Source organism: Mycolicibacterium wolinskyi str. Jessa 2025 (assembly GCF_049241375.1).
GTDB lineage: Bacteria > Actinomycetota > Actinomycetes > Mycobacteriales > Mycobacteriaceae > Mycobacterium > Mycobacterium wolinskyi.
This window is the reverse complement of record NZ_CP185960.1, coordinates 1,635,136-1,650,885: the sequence shown is the minus strand read 5'-3', so window position 1 is coordinate 1,650,885 and position 15,750 is coordinate 1,635,136. Positions and strand designations below refer to the sequence as shown.

Sequence of the window (15,750 nt, the reverse complement as noted above, 5' to 3'; positions counted from 1 at the left end):
GGATGCTGAAGCAGTACCCGGTCTTCTCGCTACTCGCACGGCTTGGCGGTGGACACCGCTGACCGTCGGGACCCTAGCGCGAACAGTCCAGCGACACCGTGATCGTGCGGCGGACGACGACCGGGATCAGATCGAAATCGCGCTTGCCGTTCTTGCCGATCCGCTCGACGCGGATGAGCTTGGTCTGCGTCTGCGGATTGCGGACGCTCGTGACGATGCACTGATCCAGCGGCGCACTGCCCACCCGGTCGATGTTGACGGAAAACCCTTGCGCCTCGAGTTGGCCGATCGTCACGATCGGCGACTCTGCGCTTGCGTGCCCGGCGGGTGCCAAGATGGTTCCCACTGCCGCCCCCGACGCGGCCAGCATGACGATTGAAACTCGCATGGCCGTGTCTTCCTTACCTTCTCGTAAACGTTGTCGTGAATCGGTTCACCTGTGTTACGAGCAGGGCACGGCAAGGGTTCAACGGCGACAGGCCCGGCCGGGTTCACCGGCCGGGCCTGTCGTCGTCAGCTAGACGCGGGCGGGTTCCTCGACAACCGACGGGCGGTGGTCGTCGACCATCGTGAGCTCGTCGAAGGGATCGTCACCGCGCAGCACCGAGTCGACGCGGTCCTTGTCGATCGTCTTGGTCCATGAACCGACCAGGATGGTGGCCACGGCGTTGCCCGAGAAGTTGGTCAGCGCGCGGGCTTCGGACATGAACCGATCGATGCCGACGATCAGGCCGACGCCGTCGAGCAGGTCGGGGCGGTGGCTCTGCAGACCGCCGGCCAGCGTGGCCAGGCCGGCACCGGTCACCCCGGCCGCGCCCTTGGAGGCCACAATCATGAACACCAGCAGGCCGATCTGCTCGGTCACCGACAGCGGGTCGCCCAGCGCACCGGCGATGAACAGCGACGCCATCGTGAGGTAGATCGCCGTGCCGTCGAGGTTGAACGAGTAGCCCGTCGGCACCACGACACCGACCGTGCTGCGATCCACGCCGAGGTGCTCCATCTTGGCGATGAGCCGCGGCAGCGCCGACTCGGAGGATGACGTGGACACGATCAGCAGGTACTCGCGGGCGAGGTACCGGACCAGCTTGAAGATCGAGACGCCTGCGACGGTCCGCATGAGCAGCCCGAGCACACCGAACACGAACACCACGCACGTGAGATAGAACCCGAGCATCAGGGCCAGGAGCTGCGTCACCGCGGACCAACCGGTCTGGCCGACGACGTTGGCGATCGCCCCGAACGCGCCGATCGGCGCGAGCCACAGGATCATCACCAGGATCTTGAACACGAGCTTCTGCAGGTGCTCGATGCCGCGCAGGATCGGCTGACCCGCATCGCCCATGGCCTGCAGGGCGAATCCGACGAGCAGCGCGACGAACAGCGCCTGCAGGACACTGCCGGCGGTCAGTGACGACAGCAGCGTCTCAGGGATGATGCCGCGGACGAAGTCCATCAAACCGCCTGCCTCATGCGCGGTTTCGGCGAGCTCGGCGCCCTTGCCCGCAGCGCTGTCCGACAGCTGCATGCCGGTGCCCGGATGCAGAACATTGCCGACCACCAGGCCGATCGCCAGTGCGAACGTCGACATCAGCAGGAAGTAGACGAACGCCAGGCCACCGACCTTGCCGACGGTCGCAGCTTTACGTACGGATCCGATGCCGAGCACGATCGTGCAGAAGATCACCGGCGCGATCATCATCTTGATCAGGTCGACGAACATCGTGCCCAGCACGCCGACGCTCTTGCCGACCTCGGGTGCCAAGATCCCGACCGCCACACCGGCCAGCACCGCGATGATCACCGCGATGTAGAGCCAGTGCGTGCGGTCCCGGCGCCGCGGCGGCGCCGGCTCCGGTTGACGGTCCAGGGTGACGCTCATCGGGGACTACCTCCAGTTCGACATCGAATGCGGTCTGGAAGTAGGTTCGGCGATGACGTGAGCCAGGTCACGTTTTAGTTCATTACGTTCAGAACCGGAGGTGTTGTGGCGCGCTGGTGGCCCCGCTCACTGGCCGGTCAGGCGATCGCCCTGCAGGTCATCGTCGTCGCGGTTGTCGTGTTGGCCGGGACTGCGCTGGCACTGCTGGACGCGCGCCGCGACGGTGACGCCGCCGCGCGGCAGCAGGTGATCGGAATCGCGACCGCGCTGGCCGACTCGCCGTCGACGGCCGAGGCCATCCGGTCCGGGCGGGCGACGCAGGTCCTGCAGCCGGTCACCGAGGCGGTCCGGACGAGCACCGACATCGCGTTCATCACGATCATGGCGCCCGACGGCACCCGGTTCACCCACACCGACCCCAGCCAGATCGGCGGCAAGTATCTGGGCACGGTCGAACCGGCCTTGCGCGGTGAGACTTTCAGCGAGGTCTACACCGGCACGCTCGGTCCCTCGGTGCGCGCCGTCGCACCCGTACGCGACCGCGACGGGCGGATCGTCGGGCTGGTGTCGGCCGGCATCACGCAGCAGACCCTGGCGCAGCGCTGGCGCGCGCAGATCCCGATGATCGCGGCGATAACGGCTGGCGCCCTCGCGGTTTCGCTGGTCGGCGTGTGGGCGATCCGGCGCAGGCTGCTGCGGCAGACGCACGGTCTGCGGCCTGATGAACTGCGGGTGATGTACGACCATCACGACGCGATCCTGCATTCGGTGTCCGAGGGGCTCGTCGTGCTGGACCGCAACGGCGTGGCGCTCGTGAACGACGAGGCGCGACGCCTGCTCGGCTTGCCACCCGGACCCGTTCGGCCGGACGATCTTCCGGAGTTCTTGCGCAGTCACGATCCCGGGGTCCGCGACGAGGTACACGTGACCGATGAGCGGGTGCTCGTCGTGAACCGGGCCCGCGTCGCGGACTCCCGCTCCGAAGTCGTCACGATCCGTGACCGCACCGAATTGCAGGGAGCCCTCGGCGAACTCAGCTCACTGCAGGTGCTGACCGATTCGCTACGGGCCCAGGCCCATGAATCGGCCAATAAACTGCACACGGTGATCACCATGGTGGAGATGGGCCGGCCCGAGGACGCGGTGCGCTTCGCCACGAGCGAGCTCGAGCTGTCGCAGCGACTGGTCGACCGACTGTCGGACGCCGTCAGCGAGCCCGCACTGGTGGCGCTGCTGCTCGGGAAAACCGCGCAGGCCGACGAGCGCGGGATCGCGCTCACGGTCACCGAGGACACCCAGCTACCGGCCGAGACCGTGCTGACCGGACCGGAGATGGTCACCGTGCTGGGCAATCTCATCGACAATGCGATGGACGCCTGCGACCGCGACGATCCGTGGGTGGAGGTCACGGTCGGTCAGGACGACACCGAACTGCTGATCCGGGTGGCCGACAGCGGAGCCGGGATGGACCCCGCGACGTTCGAAAGGGCCATGCAGCGCGGCTATTCCACCAAGGGCGGGGACGGTGCGGACCACGGGCTCGGCTTGGCCCTGGTGGCGCAGGTGGTCAACAAGCACGGTGGCACGCTGCGCGCCGACGTGACGTACGGGTCGGTGGTGACCGTGACGGTGCCGCGCCGATGAGCGCTTGCGCGAAGAGCATGGGGCAGCGATGAGCGCTTGCGCGAAGAGCATGGGGCAGCGATGAGCGCTTGCGCGAAGAGCATGAGGCCGCGATGAGCATCAAAGTGCTCATCGTCGAAGACGATCCGCTGATTGCCGAGGCCCATCACGCCTATCTCGGTCGGCTGGAAGGGTTTTCCGCGGCAGCCGTCGTGCACACGGCACGTGACGCCATGCGGGCCGCGGCCGAGGCCGCCGCGGCCGACGAGCCGATCGATCTCGTGCTGCTCGACATCGGCCTGCCCGACGCCAGCGGAATATCGTTGGCATCCGGGCTGTCGGGGCTGCATCCGGCGCCCGACATCATCGCGATCACCTCGGAGCGGGATCTGGAGATGGTGCGTGCGGCGGTGGCCCACGGCGCGCTGGCCTATCTCCTCAAGCCGTTCACGTTCGCGGCGTTCCGCGATCGGCTTGAGCGCTATCGCCGCTACCGCACGGCGCTGCCTGCCGGCACCGATGCCGCCAGCCAGGCCGAGGTGGACCGCGCGCTGGCCGAGTTACGGGTTGCTGCAGACAAATCGGTCGCACCCAAAGGCGCGGCGCCGCAAACCACCGACGAGATCGCGCGGACAGTTCGCGACGAACCAAACGGACTCACCGCGGAACAGGTCGCCAAGCTGGTGGGCGTATCACGCGTGACGGCCTGGCGTTATCTGGAGCGGCTTGCCGACGACGGAACCGTCACCCGCAACACCGAATACGGCAAAACTGGCCGACCCCGCACGCGCTACCAGTGGCACTGAGCTGATCCCGTCGCACCCCGCACCGCGAGCGACCGTGTTTGTACCTCGACACGCCGCAAATGGCGTGCATTCGCGGTCGCTCGCGAAGCTCGGCCAGTAGATCAGGCGCCGGCAGGTGCCAGTGCGGGCAGTTCAGGCAGCGGAGCCGGCTCCGTGGCGACGAGCTGCGAGTACAGCGCGGGCAGCGGGGCGGCGACGTCGAACGCGTTGACGTGGCCGGTGTAATCGGCGACGTACACGCGCGCACCGTCGTCACGCACGGTGACCGCCGCGGGCTGCGCGTGCAAGACGACGCTGCCGAGAACCTCGTTGGTCAGCGTGCACAGGACGATGACGCGGTCGTAATCGACCACATAGGCGCGGGTGGCATCGGGGCTCAGCACCAATTGCGTAGGTGCGCCGCCGATCTGGACGGCACCCACGACCGTGGCGGCCGCGAGGTCGACGAGGTGTACGACGCCGCGGTACTGCCGGTCCGATGTCAACACATACGCGATGCCGTCGGCACCGAGAGCCAGGTCGCGGATCGGCGCGCCGATCCAAACTGTCGATTCGATCTGGGCGGTCTCGGCGTTGACGGTCACGACGCGGCTGCCGCGCGCGTCCGATGTGGCCGCATACAGCCGCTTGCCGGTGGAATCGACGTGCAGCGCGTCGAGGCTGACGCCCACGCCCGTCGCGATGTCGATGGTTCCGACTCGCTGCGCGGTGGTGTCGATGACGGCGATATCAATACGGTCGTCACCGCTGCGGCCGGCGAACACGCGCTTGCCGTCCGGGCTCATCGCGAGCGCGGTCACGGTGAGGGCGAGTGGATACTCGGCGAGCACCGCACCCGTGATGGTGTCGACGACGACGATCGCGTCGTGTCCGGCGGACGTCACGCTCACGTAGGCGCGGTCATCGGCCGCGGTTACCGCGAACGGCTCGCCGCCAAGCCGGACCGACCTGACCACGGCGAGGGTGTAGGGGTTGATCACGGTGAGGCAGTCGGTCGCGGAGTTCGTCACAACGATGGTGTCGCGCTCGGCGTCGACGGCGATGTCGCCGATCGGCCCGCGCCCCACTTCCACCAGACCGGCCACGTCCACGTCATCGAGCGCACCGTCGAACGTGACGCTGCCGGCCGACGGCTCCTCGGCAGCGGTCTCATGTCGTACGACGCGGCTCAACGCACGCAGAAAGTTCTTTGCCATGATCAATCGGCACCTCCGCCGGCATGGCGTTCACCGGCACTAGATTCCAGGTCAGTCTGCGCCGGGGTGGCGCGGTTGCATCGAGTCTAGCGACGGAAACAGCCAGCCCAGGACGGCTCGACAGCGAATGAGTCGCATGTGGCGACATTCTCTCAGACTGCGCTTAAGAAATTCTTCGTTATCCATTTGTTATGTTTTTGTCGCAATACGTTAAATGCGGGTTACCTGGGGCAACGCCACGGCCGGCAACCGGTTTTCCGGTTTCACCCGGCGGTGTTGCCAGAATGGATTCTTACCATTCCCGTCGAAAATGAGCGGTAAATCACACCCCGACACGCCAGCAAACTTTCTCCAGCGTCAGGGCGGCGGCCATCTGGAATCGGCCTGGTCCCATGTTACAGCTGTGAAAGATGAGTCGCGGTTGGCCATTTGTTCGCTGTTCACCCGTTGATAACCCTCACACCGCGCGCACAGCACGGCATGGGTCACAGCTCCACCCCCAAGGGTTCGCACCGAGCGTGCGGCCCGATACGGCAGAGACGGCATGTCGCGGATGGATCCGCACATCGGGCAGGGGCGCTAAGCGGCCGCGGGCGCGACCTTGAGCTTGAGCGCCGCCGCGGTAGCGGGGCCGACGATTCCGTCCACCTTCAGCCCGCCGGTCCGACGCTGGAAAGCGCGGACCGCCGCCTCGGTCAGCGGCCCGAACATTCCGTCGACCGCGAGATCCGCCGCGGATGGGGCGTTGACCGCGTTGAGCCGGCGTTGCAGTTCCGCGATCTGAGGCCCCTCCATCGGGCGGAACAGCAGAACGTCGGCATACTCGCCGACCGGGACCGGGGGCCGCGGGGTCGGAGCGGGGTTGGCGATCGTGCCGATCTGCGCCTGGACATCGGCGCGCAAAGTGTCCATGTCGATGGCGCCCGGATCCCACTTCCCCTGGGCGCGGCCCGCGTACTCCTTGTGTCCGATCGTGCGCGCCGAACTCTGCGCGAGGCGCCGGTTGATCGCGGCACAGCACCGCACCATCGCGAAATACTGTGCGTCGGGCCAGTTCTGGCGGTGTGGCGCGGTCGGGCTGGTTCCGCTGTTGGCGCATTCGATGCCGATCAGATGCCAGTTGCCCATGTTCGTCGGCAACCACGGATACATACCAGCCCCGGCATGCCAGGCGACGCCCACCGCCACGAGCGTGACCGTTCCGTCGCGCGCGATGTGCAACTGCGACAGCGGGCCTGCGAGATCCGGACGGCCGTCGGCGATCGAGGCCGCGGTCGCGTTGTCAGATCCGGTGTGGTGCACCATGACGCCGCGGATGTCCTTGAAGTCACCGTGCCCGCGGGTACGCCAGCCGGGATACTCGACGAGATCGACGCCTTCGGCGCGAAGTACATCGGCGAGCCAAACCGGATCTCCGGTCCATGGTCCCGTCTGCGGCACGGTGAATCCTCTCGGTCGTAGCAAACACTTGGGAACTTTGATGTTACGCAGCGCCTACGACACCCGTCCGCACCCCAAACTGGTGACGCGTCAATATTTCTACTCGCCACGAAGGCGGGCCGGTCAGCCGCCGATCCGGGTTCGCCAGGACGCTGCGCCGCAAACTCCGCACGCCTGCGGCGATAGATTGCTTGTCGTACCTGTCCCCCACCGCCCGCCGGATGTGCGAGCATCTGCGCATGGACCCGCAGGACGACCCCGAGGCCCGCATCCGCGAGCTGGAACGCCCGCTCGCCGACGTCGCGCGCGCATCCGAGCTCGGCACCGGTCACGACGTCAGTCCGACGCAGCCGTGGACGCACGGCAACACCTTCCCGCCGCCCCCGCCCGGGCCGCCGGCGCCGTGGCCCGGATATGCCGATCAGTTCGCGCCGCCGCCGCCGCAACCGCACAGCGGGTCCGGCGCACGCATCTTGGTCGTGCTCGGCCTCATCATGGTGTCCTTGTTCGCCGCGGGCATCGCGGCCTATGTCATGTTCAGCGGCAGCGGCGGTGACACCAGCACCGACGAGACGGCGTCGCCGCCCAACCCCACTGTGCAAGCCCCCGTCATCGCGCCGCCGCGAGTCACCACGGACAGCACGACCGTGACCGCACCCGGCGAAACGGTGATCGTGTCGGGCGTCAACGAGAACCGGACGGTCGCGTGCAATGGCAACGCGGTGATCGTCAGCGGCATCGAGAACACCCTGACGATCACCGGCCACTGCGCCAATATCGCGGTGTCCGGCATCCAGAACACCATCACGGTCGACTCTGCCGACACCATCGGGGTGTCAGGGTTCGAGAACCGGGTCACTTTTCACACCGGACAACCCGAGATCTCGAAGTCCGGCCACGACAACAGCGTCGAGCAGGGTTAGAGCACCTTCGACAGGAACTCTTGCAGCCGAGGGTGTTTCGGGTTGTCGAACACCTCGGCGGGAGTGTCGTCCTCGACGATGTTGCCGTCGGCCATGAAGATGACCCGTGAGGCCACCTCCCGCGCGAAGCCCATCTCGTGGGTCACCACCACCATTGTCATGCCGCCCTCGGCGAGCTCGCGCAGCACTTCGAGCACGTCGCCGACCATCTCCGGATCCAGCGCGCTGGTGGCTTCGTCGAACAGCATGATGGACGGGTTCATCGCCAACGCGCGGGCGATCGCGACGCGCTGCTTCTGGCCACCGGACAGGGTCGCGGGTTTGACGTGTGCCTTCTCGGCCAAGCCCACCTGTGTGAGCAGTTCCATCGCGCGCTTCTCCGCGGCGGCCTTGTCCATCTTCTTGGTGAGCAGCGGTGCCAGCGTGACGTTGTCGATCACGGTCATGTGCGGGAACAGATTGAAGTGCTGGAACACCATGCCGATGTGCTGACGCACCTTGTCGAGGTCGACCTTGCGGTCGGTGAGGTCGAACTCGTCGACGGTCACCTTGCCGCCGGTGATGTCCTCAAGCTTGTTGAGGCAGCGCAGGAACGTCGACTTGCCGGAACCGGACGGTCCGATGACGCAGACGACCTCACCCTTGCTGATCGTGGTGGTGATGCCGTCGAGCACCACCAGGTCGCCGAAGGACTTCTTGAGCCCTTCGATTCGAATCTTGACCGTGCCTTCCGGCTCGGATGCGGCGGCTTCCGGTACGAGCTGGGTCATTTGACGAGCCTCTTCTCAACACGATCCGACAGCTTGGTGAGCGCCATGATGACGATGAAATAGATGATGCCGATGATCAACCACATCTCGAAGGATTGGAAGTTGCGGGCGATGATGATGCGCCCGGTCTGCGTCAACTCGGCGATGCCGATCACCGACAGGATGGACGTGTCCTTGAGCGTGATCACGAACTGGTTGATGTAGGACGGGATCATGGTCCGGATCGCCTGCGGCAGAATCACTTTCCGCATGGTGGGCAAGTAGCCGATGCCGAGGCTGCGGGACGCTTCCATCTGGCCCTTGTCCACCGATTGGATTCCGCCGCGCACGATCTCGGTCATGTAGGCGCCGGCGTTGAGCGACAGCGTGATGATGCCTGCGGTCAAGGCCGACATCTGGAAGCCGAGCGCCGACGGGATGCCGAAGTAGATGAAGAACGCCTGCACCAGAAGCGGTGTGCCGCGGAAGATGTCGACGTAGGTGGTGCCGATCGCGCGTAGCACGATGTTTCGAGACACCCGGAACAAACCGAAGATGATGCCGAGCACCAAGGCGATGGCGATCGAGACGACCGTCAGGATGATGGTCATCTTGAGACCGACCATCAGGATCGGGAAGGTGCTCTTGAGCAGGCCGAAGAACGAGTTGTCGGTTTCGACCGCGTCCTCGCCCAGGTAGGTCTCGAGAATCTCGTCGTAGCGGCCGGAATCCTTGAGGCTCGCCAGCCCCGCATTGAACTTCTGCAGCAGTTCCCCGTTCTGGCCTTTGTTCACCGCGAACCCGTAGCTCGCGCCTTTCTCCTTGGGTGTGACGGTCTTGAACCCGTTGCCCTGCGCGATGCCGTACTGAAGCACCGGATAGTCCTCGAAAACCGCCTGCGAGTTGCCGGTACGGACTTCGTCGAACATCGAGGCCGAGTCCGCGAAGTACACGGTCGTGAACCCGTACTTGTCCTTGATCGACTCGGCGAACTCGGCGCCTTCGGTGCCGTTCTTGACGGCGACGCGCTTGCCGCGCAGGTCTTCATAGGACTTGATGTCCTCGTTGGTGGCGAGCACCGCCATCTGGACGCCGGACTCGAAGTACGGATCGGAGAAGTCGAACACCTTCTTGCGTTCGTCGGTGATCGACATGCCGGCGATGACACCGTCGGCCTGGTTGGCCTGCACCGCCTGCAGGGCGGCGTCGAAGCCCAACGGTTTGATGGTGACGTTGAATTTCTGGTCGGCCGCGATCTCGTTGATGAGATCGATGTCGATGCCCACGAATTTGCCGCTCGCATCTTGGAATTCGAACGGCGCGAACGTGATGTCGGTCGCGATGACGTACGTCTCGCCCTCCGCCGACGCGGTCGCGGGAGCGAGCAGCGCCGTCCCGAACAGGCCGACGAGTACGGCGGCGCAGAGCGCGAGAACACGGGCCGATAATCGCGAACCTGATCGTCGACTGGGAACGTGCTGTGGACAACCGGCTCGCATGGTGCGACTCCCATCGTTACGGCAGTGCAGGACAGCCCACCGTATCGCCACCCCGCAGCGGGATGGGAGATTTCGGGCCAGTTGCGGTTAGCTCCGCAAACGCGGCAAGCGACTGTCAGGTCATGGAGCGACCTTGTAGTGGCTGCTGATCGCGATCCGGTTGAACGCGTTGATCACAATGGCAACCCAGCGCAACGCCGCGATCTGCGCAGCGGTCAGCGCCGACAGTCGCTCGGCGTCCGATTGCGCGGTGGCGCGATCGGCGATGTGGGTGATCTCCTCGGCGATGGCCAGTGCGGCGCATTCCTCCGCGGTGAAGTACGACGTTTCACGCCAGGCCGGGATCACCGCGATCCGGTCCGTGCTCTCACCCTTCTCCAGCGCGTCGCGAACATGCATCCGCAAACAGAAGGCGCACCCGTTGAGCTGCGATGCGCGGATTCGCACCAACTCGACGGTCAGCGGATTGAGGCCGGCGTCAGCGACCGCCTTTTCGCACTGGTCGTTGAGTGCGAGCACCGACTTGTACGCCTCGGGCAACGCGGTGTTCAGGGCTGGGCGAATGGACATGTGCACTCCTGCCGACGACTACCGGTGATCTCCACCTGATCTCCATACAACCTTCAAGCACCACGTGTCCCACCGCGACACCATCGAGGACATAACAAGAAACGCCGGCATCACAACGGCTCATCCATCAGGGAGTTTCAGATGAAGAACATCCTCGTCGCAGCAGTGGGCAGCAGTGCGGCAGCACTCGGCGCGTTGCTCGCGCTCGCCGCGCCGGCACAGGCTGAATCCGCCGCGCTGACCATCGGTCAGCTCGAAGCGCAGGGTTTCGATGTGCGGCTCGACCGGATCGGCAGTGCACCACTGGACCAGTGCATCGTCACAGGCGTCCGAAACCCACAGGAACAAACCAGGATCGTGCGGTTCGACGGGCCCGGCGGCCGCGACCGTTTCGTTCCGGTGGTCGTCCGTCGCACCATCACGGTGTCGCTGGACTGCTCGCGCTGACTTACCGCCAGACGATGGCCTGCCCCGATACCATCACCTCATGGTCCGGGGCTGGGGGCGTCCGACATGAACCTGACCAGCGGCTGGCTGCCGATCACACTGCAGATCTCGACGTTGGTCGTGCTGGTGGCCGCGATCGGCTGGCGCACGCCGCGGTGGCGGACGCGCTGGGTGCCGATTGCGATCGGCGCCGGCGTGGCGTTCGCCGTGATCGTCCGGTTGTTCGTGAAGTTCCAGGGGTGGTCGGACCGGGCTGCCTCCACCGCCACGGTCGTCTGGGTCGCGATCACGGGTGTCGCGATCGCCATCGCCGTCCTCGGGTGGCGGAATGCGGCGTGGTGGCGGCGGTCGCTGTCGATACTCGCGGTGCCGCTGAGCGTGGTGTGCGCGGCAGCGGCGCTCAACACCGCCACCGGGTACTTCCCGACGGTCCAATCGGCATGGCAGCGCCTCACCGGGACCGAGTCGCCTCAGTGGATCGACGAAGAGACACTGGCCGCGATGCGACGCGACGGCGAGCGCCCGACTCGTGGCACGATCGTGAAAACCACGACGCCCGACAACGTCTCGGGCTTCAAGCACCGCCAGGAATTGGTGTACCTGCCACCCGCTTGGTTCGCGTCCGATCCCCCGCCACAGCTTCCGGCAGTCATGGCGCTGGGCGGCGAGTTCAGCCATCCAGAAGATTGGCCCGAGTCCGGTGGGGCACTGAAGACCCTCGACGAGTTCACGGCGCGACACCACGGCAACGCTCCCGTGATGGTGTTCCCCGATTCCACCGGATCGTTCAGCAACGACACCGAATGTGTCAACGGGCCGCGCGGGAACGCCGCCGGCCACCTCACCAAAGAGGTTGTGCCCTACGTGGTCTCGAAGTTCGGCGTCAGTACCGACCCGGCGAACTGGGGCCTCGTCGGGTGGTCGTCCGGCGGCACCTGCGCGCTGACACTCGCCGTCACCCATCCGGAGTTGTTCAGTGCGTTCGTCGATCTCGACGGTCAACTCGGGCCGAACACCGGAACCAAACAACAGACGATCGCGCGCCTGTACGGCGGCGATGCCGAGGCGTGGGCCGCGTTCGACCCCCAGACCGTGATCCTCGAACATGGCCAGTTCCCCGGCATGGCGGCGTGGCTCGGAGTCTCCGACGACACGCCCACCGTCTACCGGCCTGCCGGTGATAGGCCGCCACCACCCGAAGAGATCGCGGATTGGGATCCGTATTCCGAGGAGCATGCCGAGAACACCAAGAAGTTGTGCGCATTGCTCAGTGGGCACGGCGTGGAATGTTCGGTTTCGAGTTACTCGGGCTCGCACGATTTCCCCTCGGCGGGAAAAGGTTTCGCGGCAGCGCTGCCGTGGTTGGCCGGCAAGCTCGGCACGCCAGGCGTGCCCGTCACCCCCATGCCCGGTGCGTCGGAGGGCTGACCGCTAGGGACTCCCCAGCCGCGGGTGCTGGTCGCGCGCCGGTTGCGAATAGCCTGGGCACGTGACGTCGATCTCGAACTGCCGCCATTCGAGTTGACCGTCTTCTGGCGGCAGCCGACCGCTGATGTTGTAGGCGTCGTCGACCTTTGTCGCCACCATCTCGCCCGGGTCGTCGCCGAAACGACGAACCTCGGGCAGCCGGAAACCCGCGGCGTAGACGACCAGCCGGTGCTCGGTCCCGAGCAATACGCGTACGCGTTTCGTGGCGTCGAATTTCGACGGCGCCGCGTAGATCAGCAGCTTGCCGTCGGGGAACTTGGTGCAGCTCACCCGTGCGCTCACCGTGTGCGTGCGGCCGTCGACAACGATGGTGACGTCGGAAACCGGGCCGGAGGCACAGCCCGCAGCCGACAGGAGCGCTGCGGCGAGTGCAACCGCCGCTCCCGCCGTGACACCACGCATGTCAGCAGTATGGACGCCGTTCGGCGGGCCGACTCGGCAACGGCGGCTTCACGTGCGCGGTCAGCCGTCGACTGCCAGGTGCGCCCGCCAGCGGCCCTTTGCCAGTTTGGCAATCATTCTTGCCAAAGAGGCGATGTAGAAGCCACCATCGACGGCATGAACCCGTTCAGCGATCCGAAAACGGTTGCGACGTACGCGGACCGCCCACCGCGAGTGGTGCCGGGGTACGCAGCCATGCAGCAGATGGCCACGGTGCTGCTGGCCGAACACGTGCCGGACGACGGCCGCGTTCTCGTGCTCGGCGCCGGAGGTGGCCTCGAACTGAGAACGTTCGCGCAGGCTCGCGCCGGCTGGGCATTCGACGGCGTCGATCCGGCTCGCGAGATGCTGCGCCTGGCCGAAAACACGTTGGGGCCGCTGTTGCCGCGGGTGCGTCTGCACGAGGGTTACATCGACGACGCACCGACTGGCCCGTTCGACGGCGCGACGAGTCTGCTGACGTTGCAATTCCTCGACCCGGCTGAGCGCAGGCGGACCGCCGAGCAGGTACGGCGTCGACTACGGCCCGGTGCACCGTTTGTCGTCGCACACTTCAGTTTTCCGTACTCCACCGATGACGAACGCGAGTTGTGGCTGTCGCGGTACAGCGCATTCGCAACGGAATCGGGCATCGACGCCGCCGCGATGGCCTCCGCGCGCACGGCGATCGAAACAAAGCTGCACATCCTCACGCCCGACGAGGACGAGCAGGTGCTACGCGACGCGGGCTTCACCGATGTCAGCCAGTTCTACGCGGCATTCACGTTCCGCGGCTGGGTGGGATACGCGGCCGGCTAACCGTTCACGTGCATTCTTGCGCTGACCCTCTCGACCACAGTGGGCCCCTTCCCGAAGGAAAGGGGCCCACTGGGTCGAGCTACTACTCGGCTCCGCCGGATTCCGATCCGCCGGCCGAGCTGGACCCACCGGCGCTGCCGGAGGCCCCGCCGGAGTTGGTGCTCTCAGCCTTCGCCGGCTTGGCGGGCTTGGCGGTCTTGCCGCTCGCACCGGATACGGCGTCCTTGAACCCCTTGCCCACGTTCTTCAACGCGCCGCGGATGCCGTCGCCGACATCCTTGAGCGGGTTGGCCTTCTTGGTCGAGGTGTCAGTGCCGGTCTTGCCCGGGACAGCCTTCGGGCTCTCCTTCACCGCGTCCTCGGCAGGCGCCTCGGCGGCCGCTTCTTCAGGGGCGGCCGGCTCGGCCGCGGTCTCCTGCGCCGGAGCCTCGGCCGGGGTCTCGGCCGGTGCTTGCGGCGCGGAGGCCTCTGCGGAAGCGTCCTTGGTGGTCGACTCGCCGGCGGTCTCCGTCGACGAAACCTGTTCGACCGCAGTGCCTTCCTGAGCCTTCGGCGCCTCGATCGCCTGAGGCGCCACGTCCAGCGTGACGGTCGTCGAGGCGGCTTCGGTCTTCAGCAGGGTGGCCCCGGCGAGCGCGGACTTGGCCGCCGCCGGAGTGATCGCGTCAGCGACGATCTCGCCGATGGTGATCAGGCCGGCCACGATGCCGTTGGGGCCGAGCAGACCGGCCGCGAAACCGCCGCCCATCGAATTGCCGTTGAGGATGGCGTTGGTCAGGTCCGGGCCGAAGTTGAGCACGGCGTTCGCGACCTGCTCCAGGTCCCCGTCCTTGATGCCGGCGAAGATGTTGTCACCGGCACCGCCGACGACGTTCACCACGTCGGTGATGACCTGTACGGGGGCGAGCAACGGCCCGAGCAAGTTGATGATGTTGGCCGGCTGGAGCAGATCGACGATGGCGAGCGTGTTCGCGATGGGCTGGCGCAGCGCGTTCTGGAAGCCTTCCCAGACCTCCGGGTTGAGGAACAGCGTGTCGAACACCGCCTGCACGACCGGCCCCAGCAGGGCATTCTGCACCGTCGTGAGTGCAGCTGTCACGTCGCCGTCGGCAAACTGTTGCGCCGCGACCTTCAGGTGCGCAGGCACTTCGGCGTAGCCCTCGCTGAGGCTTCCGCCGAAGGCATCGACGAAGGCGCCGATTGCGGCCGCACTGGTGAGCTGGTTCCGCACGATCTGCGACAGGATCGGGGCAGGGTTGTCGGCGACTCGTTGCCCCAAAGCCACCGCGTTCTGGAATGCCAGGCTGAAGGCGTCGGCATAGCCCGCGATCGGATTGGCCAACGCGGACAGCTCGACGGCTGCCGACGAGTGCGCTGCCTGCACCTTGAGGTCAGGCATCGGCGGCGCTACGGGACTGGCGGCCAAGACGCCGACACCCGCGACCGCCACGCCCGTAGCCAAGTACGAGCGAACAGCTAGCTGCATGGGTACTCCTTTTGCTGGTTTACGTTCCCAGCCGGAGAACTTACCCCTTAGTAAGTTAAAAGCAAGCAAAATTCGCAGATCAACTGCCCTGTTTGTCATCGCAAGCGTTCGTGCGCCTCGGACTGTATCCAATTCGAAGTTTGCTCATTAGCGACGCGTGATTACGGTTCAGCTAACTACTTCTGTTGGCAAGTAGCTGACGGTCGCGCAAACATTCGCCAACGAAGCCGGCCGTGCGGTGCATCCCGCCCGCGAATTAACTGAGCTGAAGACAAAACTGGACGTCAGGCTCTACTTACCGATTGGTAACTAGCTTCGACTATGTCGCGGCTCACTTTGCTACTTCAACGTGCCCGCGGTCACGTCCTGGAGTGCCAGCTACAGAGTGGCACCTTCAGACAC

General features: G+C 65.9%; 15 protein-coding genes. 6 read left to right on the top strand and 9 right to left on the bottom strand.

Going from position 1 to position 15,750, the window contains the following annotated elements; genetic code table 11:
• Positions 1-73 precede the first annotated feature (73 nt).
• Together ACOI2T_RS08290 and ACOI2T_RS08285 are read right to left on the bottom strand one after the other, a co-directional pair.
• Entirely contained in the window at positions 74-388 is a 315-nt protein-coding gene (locus ACOI2T_RS08290) for a hypothetical protein (protein ID WP_067844574.1), read from the bottom strand.
• A 129-nt stretch (positions 389-517) separates the two neighbouring features.
• On the bottom strand, positions 518-1,882 hold the full coding sequence (locus ACOI2T_RS08285) for a cation:dicarboxylate symporter family transporter (protein WP_067844572.1): 1,365 nt from the start codon (positions 1,880-1,882) through the stop codon (positions 518-520).
• Positions 1,883-1,987: 105 nt separating this feature from the next.
• Between ACOI2T_RS08285 and ACOI2T_RS08280 the strand changes: the two genes are divergently transcribed.
• Positions 1,988-3,526, top strand: a complete 1,539-nt coding sequence (locus tag ACOI2T_RS08280) for a sensor histidine kinase (RefSeq protein ID WP_409503328.1) — start codon at positions 1,988-1,990, stop codon at positions 3,524-3,526.
• A gap of 92 nt (positions 3,527-3,618) precedes the next feature.
• Entirely contained in the window at positions 3,619-4,311 is a 693-nt protein-coding gene (locus tag ACOI2T_RS08275) for a response regulator (RefSeq protein ID WP_409503329.1), read from the top strand.
• Between the two features lie 101 nt (positions 4,312-4,412).
• Here ACOI2T_RS08275 and ACOI2T_RS08270 read toward each other — a convergent pair whose 3' ends face one another.
• Positions 4,413-5,507: an MmpL3/TtfA transport complex stabilizer gene (locus ACOI2T_RS08270; protein ID WP_409503330.1), complete on the bottom strand. Its 1,095-nt coding sequence runs from the start codon at positions 5,505-5,507 to the stop codon at positions 4,413-4,415.
• Between the two features lie 579 nt (positions 5,508-6,086).
• Positions 6,087-6,947 (bottom strand): peptidoglycan recognition protein family protein, encoded by an 861-nt coding sequence (locus tag ACOI2T_RS08265; RefSeq protein WP_409503331.1) that lies wholly within the window; start codon positions 6,945-6,947, stop codon positions 6,087-6,089.
• Positions 6,948-7,186: 239 nt separating this feature from the next.
• Between ACOI2T_RS08265 and ACOI2T_RS08260 the strand changes: the two genes are divergently transcribed.
• Positions 7,187-7,870 carry a DUF3060 domain-containing protein gene (locus ACOI2T_RS08260; RefSeq protein ID WP_409503332.1) on the top strand — a complete coding sequence of 228 codons (684 nt, stop codon included), beginning with the start codon at positions 7,187-7,189 and terminating at the stop codon, positions 7,868-7,870.
• On the opposite strand, the gene ACOI2T_RS08255 is transcribed toward ACOI2T_RS08260, so the two are convergent.
• From ACOI2T_RS08255 to ACOI2T_RS08245, 3 genes are all read right to left on the bottom strand, one after another.
• Positions 7,867-8,640, bottom strand: a complete 774-nt coding sequence (locus ACOI2T_RS08255; RefSeq protein ID WP_067844560.1) for an amino acid ABC transporter ATP-binding protein — start codon at positions 8,638-8,640, stop codon at positions 7,867-7,869. The genes ACOI2T_RS08260 and ACOI2T_RS08255 overlap by 4 nt on opposite strands.
• Positions 8,637-10,118, bottom strand: coding sequence for an amino acid ABC transporter substrate-binding protein/permease (locus ACOI2T_RS08250; RefSeq protein ID WP_409503333.1), 1,482 nt, complete (start codon positions 10,116-10,118; stop codon positions 8,637-8,639). Before ACOI2T_RS08250 ends, ACOI2T_RS08255 begins: the two co-directional genes overlap by 4 nt.
• Before the next feature lie 120 nt (positions 10,119-10,238).
• On the bottom strand, positions 10,239-10,688 hold the full coding sequence (locus ACOI2T_RS08245) for a carboxymuconolactone decarboxylase family protein (protein WP_409503334.1): 450 nt from the start codon (positions 10,686-10,688) through the stop codon (positions 10,239-10,241).
• A gap of 141 nt (positions 10,689-10,829) precedes the next feature.
• On the opposite strand from ACOI2T_RS08245, the gene ACOI2T_RS08240 reads away from it, so the two are divergent.
• On the top strand, positions 10,830-11,135 hold the full coding sequence (locus ACOI2T_RS08240) for a hypothetical protein (protein ID WP_067844554.1): 306 nt from the start codon (positions 10,830-10,832) through the stop codon (positions 11,133-11,135).
• Between the two features lie 66 nt (positions 11,136-11,201).
• Positions 11,202-12,563, top strand: coding sequence for an alpha/beta hydrolase (locus ACOI2T_RS08235; protein ID WP_409503335.1), 1,362 nt, complete (start codon positions 11,202-11,204; stop codon positions 12,561-12,563).
• A gap of 3 nt (positions 12,564-12,566) precedes the next feature.
• Here ACOI2T_RS08235 and ACOI2T_RS08230 read toward each other — a convergent pair whose 3' ends face one another.
• Positions 12,567-13,025 (bottom strand): lipoprotein LpqH, encoded by a 459-nt coding sequence (locus tag ACOI2T_RS08230; RefSeq protein WP_409503336.1) that lies wholly within the window; start codon positions 13,023-13,025, stop codon positions 12,567-12,569.
• 156 nt (positions 13,026-13,181) lie between these two features.
• Between ACOI2T_RS08230 and ACOI2T_RS08225 the strand changes: the two genes are divergently transcribed.
• Positions 13,182-13,862 (top strand): class I SAM-dependent methyltransferase, encoded by a 681-nt coding sequence (locus ACOI2T_RS08225; RefSeq protein ID WP_409503337.1) that lies wholly within the window; start codon positions 13,182-13,184, stop codon positions 13,860-13,862.
• An 82-nt stretch (positions 13,863-13,944) separates the two neighbouring features.
• Here ACOI2T_RS08225 and ACOI2T_RS08220 read toward each other — a convergent pair whose 3' ends face one another.
• Positions 13,945-15,348 (bottom strand): hypothetical protein, encoded by a 1,404-nt coding sequence (locus ACOI2T_RS08220; protein ID WP_409503338.1) that lies wholly within the window; start codon positions 15,346-15,348, stop codon positions 13,945-13,947.
• Positions 15,349-15,750: the final 402 nt, after the last annotated feature.